The sequence below is a fragment of the Paenarthrobacter sp. YIM B13468 genome (genome assembly GCF_042788025.1).
In the GTDB taxonomy this organism is placed as follows: Bacteria; Actinomycetota; Actinomycetes; order Actinomycetales; family Micrococcaceae; genus Arthrobacter; species Arthrobacter aromaticivorans.
This window is the reverse complement of sequence record NZ_JBHZPI010000050.1, coordinates 1-5,338: the sequence shown is the minus strand read 5'-3', so window position 1 is coordinate 5,338 and position 5,338 is coordinate 1. Positions and strand designations below refer to the sequence as shown.

The window sequence follows — 5,338 nt, the reverse complement described above, 5'->3', positions numbered from 1 at the left end:
ACCACCACCTCATCCACAAAGAAAACTGGACCATCACCACCACCACCGGCGTGCCCTGGTTCACCCCACCCCCACACGTCGACCCCAAACAAACACCACGACGCAACCACCACCACACACCCCTCAGAACATAAAAGAGCCTCAGAACATTAGAGAACCTCCGAACATAAAGGAGCGCCAGCGCATAAGAGTGCCCGGCGCATAACGAGGGGCCAGCGCATATCGAGGTCCAACGTGCACCCGTTTGGGCGCTTACTGGCGTTGCTCTGGCTGCCTCGCAGGAAGGTGACATCCCGCCGTCGAGCGCCCTTAACTCAAGCGCTCGTAAACCACGCCCCGCCCGGTAAGCTGAGCCGCGCCCCGAATTCAGCCGCCACCCGAGACGCAGCCGCGGCGAAGCCTTACCGCGACGTCGGCCAGCCCGTGTACGACTCAGCCAGGTACGCCTTGGCGTGCTCGGACGAGACCACGGAGTGCAGCTCGCCCAGCTGACGGGCGCGGTCAAAGTCGTCTGCGCCGGGAACCGTATGCAGCATCGAGGTCATCCAGTATGAGAAATGCTGGGCCTTCCAAACACGGTCCAAGGCGCGGTCGCTGTAGGAATCCAGCAGTCTGGTGGAACCGTTGGAATAGAAAGAGTCGAAGCCTTCGAACAGGACCTTCACGTCGTGTATCGCGAGGTTAAGGCCCTTGGCGCCGGTGGGTGGGACTGTGTGTGCGGCATCGCCTGCAAGGAAGAGATTGCCGTGGCGCATAGGAGTGTGGACGAAGCTTCGGAACGGTAGAACCATCTTTTCCAGGACAGGGCCTTCGTTGATCTCAAATCCGTTGCCGTTCACGCGCTTGCGGAACTCGGACCAGATGCGTTCGTCGTCCCAGTCGGCCACGTTTTCCTTGGGGTCGCACTGGAAGTACATGCGCTGCACTGTCTCGGTCCTCTGGCTGATCAAGGCGAAACCGTGCTCGGAGTTGGCATAGATCAGTTCGTCGGAGCTGCGTGGAGCCTGGGCCAGGATGCCGAACCAGGCGAAAGGGTATTCGTGGAAGAACCACTTTCGGTTGGCTTCGGGGATCTGGAAGCGGCAATGGCTGCGTGACCCGTCAGCGCCAACGAGGAAGTCGGCCTGGATCTCGAACTCCTGACCGTCGGAATCGGTGAACCAGACTTTCGGTTTGCCCTCGAGGTCGTGAACTGTGGTGTCCGTGACGCTGTAGCGAACGTCGCCGCCGTCGGCCTCGCGTCGCGCAGCGAGGTCGGCGAAAACGTCTGTTTGTGGGTACAGCCACACGGATTCACCCACCAGCTCCTTGAAGTTGATGCGGTGGCTTTCGCCATTGAACCGCAACTCGATGCCATCGTGCCGGTCGCCTTCGCGCAGCACCCGGTCTGAGACACCGGAGTCGACAAGCAGGTTGACAGTGCCGTGCTCCAGGATGCCTGCGCGAACAGTTTGCTGGATTTGTTCCCGGCTGCGGACCTCCACCACCACGGATTCGATGCCTTGCCTTGCCAGCAAGTGGGAGAGCATGAGCCCTGCGGGACCTGCACCCATAATGGCGACTTGAGTGGTGACGGTAGTACGTGCCATGGTATTCCTCGCTTCGTTGCGGTCCCGATGGGACGGGATGAGCTTGGAATCAGTGTGGCGGGTCCTGCGTGACCGGCGTTACATGAATTCCGTTGAACGGAACCAGCAGCACTCAATCCCTAAGTTGCCGGCCTATCCCCCGTGCCGCGGTCTGTAACGCCGGAACCAGGGCCTGGAGTCGCATCTCAGCCAAGGGGACCACCACGCCAAGGGCGGCGACCGCGCGCCGCTTGCCGTTCATCACGGGCACGGCGATGCCCCAGGTGTCCGGATCAACGACTCCCGCCAGCTGCGCATAGCCCAGCTGCGCGGCCTCAGCCAGCAGGTGGCGCACGACGTCGGAAGTCACCTTTCCTTCCGGGTCTTGGAACTGTTCGAGGTACTCCGCCTGCAATTCGCGGGACTGGTATGCCATCAGCGCCAGACCGGCGGAGGAAATGTGGACGGGCATGCGACCGGCGATGCGTGCTCGGTTGGCAACCGAGCCCCGGCGCGAAAGCCGCTCCACGAACAGCGCCTCCCAGCCCTCAAGGACCGCCAGGTTCACGTTCTGGTTCAAGACTTGCTGTATATCCTCCATGAAGGGCAAGGCCGCTTGACGGAGTGCGAGCGTGGGCGAGTTTCTGTTGACGAGTTCCCACAATCGGAGCCCCAGCCGAACGTTCCCACCGGCACCAAGTTCCAGCAAACCGTGCCCGGAGAGTTGCCGGACCAGCCGGTGGGCGGACGATAACGGGAGGCCGGACCTGTCGGCGAGTTCGGTCAGTTGCAGCGAGGTGGCGCCTTCAGGAAAGGCCTCAATAAGCCGAACTACGCGGTCCACTACGGAGTCACCGGATGCTGAGTTGGCCACGATGCGCTCCTTTGCTGCCGTTCCTCTGCCTGACGCCGCAATGGCTTCTTCCATTCAATGGTAGAACGTGCCGCAGGTTACTCCCGCCGGTGATACAACTCTCATAACCGACCGGCCGTTCTGCTGGCCACATCCACTCTCAAAGAGAACTCCCGAGGACACTATGCCAACGATGCCATCTGCCCGCCGCTCACAATGGCCAGTCTGGCTGTGTTGGTTAGCCATGGTCTTGGACGGCTTCGACCTGGTGGTCCTGGGGACGGTGATCCCAACGCTCATCAAGACAGGTGACATCGGCTTTAACGCCGTTGGAGCTACCTTCGCTGCAACTATTTCCTTGGTAGGCGTGGGACTCGGCGCACTCTTTATCGCCCCGCTGTCCGATAAGTTCGGCCGGCGGAAGCTCTTGATCGCCTGCGTGGCGGGCTTCTCGCTCTTCACAATTGGAGTCGCCTTCGCCCCCAACGTGGCGGTCTTCTCCATACTGCGCCTGCTGGCAGGCCTCGGGCTGGGCGCCTGCCTCCCCGCAGCCCTCGCATACATGAACGATTACGCACCCGCAGGCTCGGCCGGAAAGTCGACCACGCGGACAATGACCGGCTACCACGTAGGCGCTGTGGCCACCGCGTTCCTGGCTATCCTTGTTGTCCCTGACTGGCGCCTCATGTTTATCATCGGCGGCCTGGCCGGGCTGGCCCTCCTACCATTCCTGTGGGCGAAATTGCCGGAGTCACTTCCCGAAGCAGTACCCGTGAAGGCGAACGAAACAACAAAGGCGACTCCCGGCGTCGTGCATTACACGGACGGCAAGCAAAAGACCGGGTTCCGCGACCTGCTGCAGAAGCCCTATCCGCTGGTGGCCGTGGGCATTGGCATCGCGTCGTTCATGGGTTTGTTGCTGGTTTATGGCTTGAACACGTGGTTGCCGCAGTTGATGGCAGCTGCGGGCTACACCGTGAGCACGGGCCTGACGCTGCTGCTGGTCCTCAACCTCGGCGCCGTGGCCGGGCTGGTTTTGGCCGGAATTCTTGCTGACCGGCACGGAACCAAGAAGATAGTGCTGCTGTGGTTCGGGCTTTCAGCAGTGTTCCTGGCCCTCCTCAGCGTGAAGATCCAGAGCGAGTTCCTGCTCAACGTCGCGGTGTTCGTCACCGGTGTCTTCGTGTTCAGCTCGCAGGTTCTGGTTTACGCATGGGTCAGCCAGTTGTTTCCGGCCCGTCTCCGGGGAACGGCACTCGGTTTCGCTGCCGGCGTCGGACGCCTTGGCGCGATCGTTGGTCCTGCCGTGACTGGAACCCTGGTGGCCGCAAACATTGCCTATCCGGCCGGCTTCTATGTGTTCGCCGTAGCGGGACTTTTGGCTGTCGCAGCGCTGTTCCTGGTGCCCCATCAGGTCAAGATTCCTGAGCCCGTACCGGCGGGAGAACGGTAACCGCCGGCACGACGCTAGCTGCTCCGCTGGCCGTCCAACTTTCCGGACTGTGGGTGAAGGGACTCAGGGGCCTTGCCCAACAGCTGCGGTCCGGCCGCGTAGCAGCGATCGGTGTATTGCCGGAGTGCCGGAAGTGCCTGGACGGCGTAGTCGAAGTGTTCCTCGCGGATCATCGACTCGATGGCCCTGCACTGGTCCTCTGTCTCAAGCGCGCCCACCATCGCCGAGGAGATCTTGAGGCTCAGCACAGCATCCATGCTGGCATCGGCGTCGTGTTGGCCGAGGCCGTTGGAGATCCTGAGTAGCCTGCCCGGCAACATCGAAAGGTAAGTGGAGAGAAAACGCAAGGCCGGTGTGGGGTCTCCCATCTCATCGGCCAAGGCCTGCAACCTGCACGGTTCCAGAGCCGGAACCTGACCGTCTGCCTCGTCAGTCATGGCTGGCTGCTTGTGGTTGCGCGGCATCTTCCGGCGTCGATTTGCTAGGGTCCCGGCGCCAGATGGAGGCGAGCATCCCGATGACCAGGATCCCAGGCGCACCGTACATCAGGATGTTCAGGACGAGTGGTTCGCGGAGGGCGCGGATCGCATTCCCGACGTAAGGGATCGTCGCGATCTGCTTATCCACCGTTTTGCCCTGTAGGGTGGCGAGCCACGGATCGATGCCATTATTCGCGTCGCCCTTGGTCTGGACAGCCACACCACCATCGGCTGTTGTGGTGATCTCAGTGATGCGATGCGTCTCCACCCGTTGGTCTTCCACGGGAATGTGGTAGGTGATGATGTCACCCACCTTGATGTCGGTAAGCGGTGTCGGAACGGTGACGACGACGTCGCCCGGGTTGATCAACGGCGCCATCGATCCTGTCAGCATCGTGGAGGTTTGGTAACCCAGGATGCGCGGCCCGATCGCCAGGAAGAGGAAAACCAAGGCAGCCAAGGCCAGCATGCTGAAACCGAGGAATTTCATGGTGTTGGCAGCGATACGGCGGAACGCGCCTGGGGCCGCGACGGTTTTCGCTGGGCTTCCGGCGGCTATTGCAGGGGCGGCTTTAGCGGGGGTCTCGACGGCGGTCGCCGTCGGTGCCGCTGCGGGCTGGTTCGCCTCGTCGATCTCTAAAGTCGTTGACGTCTTCGCAGGCTTTGCGGCTGAACGCCGGCCGTTGAGGGCGGGTCCACTGATGTTGGTCAGTGCGCTCATAGTCCTGGCGTTCCTTCCGTTGTTGGTTATCTTCTGATTGAAAGTCTGGGCTACCTGGCTCAGGCTTCCTGCGGGAAAGCCTCAAGGCTGGCTCAGGAAATACCGGCGGACCTGATCGGGCAGGGGGGCGCCCGACCAGGCCCGGCGGGGCTCTGTTTGTTGATTCTTGGACTGGTGTTACTTGGTGGTTTCGGTGCGTTGGGTGCCGGTGAAGGCGAAGCCGATGGTGCTGGTGGCGCCTTGGAAGGTGTCGTTCGCGGTGGT

At 61.9% G+C, this 5,338-nt stretch carries 5 protein-coding genes; 1 reads left to right on the top strand and 4 read right to left on the bottom strand.

Going from position 1 to position 5,338, the window contains the following annotated elements; all coding sequences use genetic code 11:
* Positions 1 to 401: 401 nt before the first annotated feature.
* Both ACFX4T_RS25520 and ACFX4T_RS25515 read right to left on the bottom strand, forming a co-directional pair.
* Positions 402 to 1,589 carry a 4-hydroxybenzoate 3-monooxygenase gene (locus ACFX4T_RS25520; protein ID WP_377655206.1) on the bottom strand — a complete coding sequence of 396 codons (1,188 nt, stop codon included), beginning with the start codon at positions 1,587 to 1,589 and terminating at the stop codon, positions 402 to 404.
* Positions 1,590 to 1,701: 112 nt separating this feature from the next.
* On the bottom strand, positions 1,702 to 2,442 hold the full coding sequence (locus tag ACFX4T_RS25515; RefSeq protein ID WP_216927629.1) for an IclR family transcriptional regulator: 741 nt from the start codon (positions 2,440 to 2,442) through the stop codon (positions 1,702 to 1,704).
* A 163-nt stretch (positions 2,443 to 2,605) separates the two neighbouring features.
* Between ACFX4T_RS25515 and ACFX4T_RS25510 the strand changes: the two genes are divergently transcribed.
* Positions 2,606 to 3,874 carry an MFS transporter gene (locus tag ACFX4T_RS25510; protein WP_377655204.1) on the top strand — a complete coding sequence of 423 codons (1,269 nt, stop codon included), beginning with the start codon at positions 2,606 to 2,608 and terminating at the stop codon, positions 3,872 to 3,874.
* A 14-nt stretch (positions 3,875 to 3,888) separates the two neighbouring features.
* Here the strand turns inward: ACFX4T_RS25510 and ACFX4T_RS25505 are convergent, their stop codons facing one another.
* Both ACFX4T_RS25505 and ACFX4T_RS25500 read right to left on the bottom strand, forming a co-directional pair.
* Positions 3,889 to 4,311, bottom strand: coding sequence for an Hpt domain-containing protein (locus ACFX4T_RS25505; protein WP_377655202.1), 423 nt, complete (start codon positions 4,309 to 4,311; stop codon positions 3,889 to 3,891).
* The gene (locus ACFX4T_RS25500) at positions 4,304 to 5,074 is read right to left on the bottom strand and encodes a signal peptidase I (RefSeq protein ID WP_377655200.1); all 771 of its coding nucleotides are present in this window, start codon (positions 5,072 to 5,074) and stop codon (positions 4,304 to 4,306) included. The genes ACFX4T_RS25505 and ACFX4T_RS25500 overlap by 8 nt, the downstream gene beginning before the upstream one ends.
* Positions 5,075 to 5,338: the final 264 nt, after the last annotated feature.

Bases quoted from the DNA above. Each gene is read 5' to 3' on its own strand.
- ACFX4T_RS25505 (WP_377655202.1), bottom strand. From the start codon at position 4,311: ATGACTGACGAGGCAGACGGTCAGGTTCCGGCTCTGGAACCGTGCAGG.
- ACFX4T_RS25510 (WP_377655204.1), top strand. From the start codon at position 2,606: ATGCCAACGATGCCATCTGCCCGCCGCTCACAATGGCCAGTCTGGCTG.
- ACFX4T_RS25500 (WP_377655200.1), bottom strand. From the start codon at position 5,074: ATGAGCGCACTGACCAACATCAGTGGACCCGCCCTCAACGGCCGGCGT.
- ACFX4T_RS25520 (WP_377655206.1), bottom strand. From the start codon at position 1,589: ATGGCACGTACTACCGTCACCACTCAAGTCGCCATTATGGGTGCAGGT.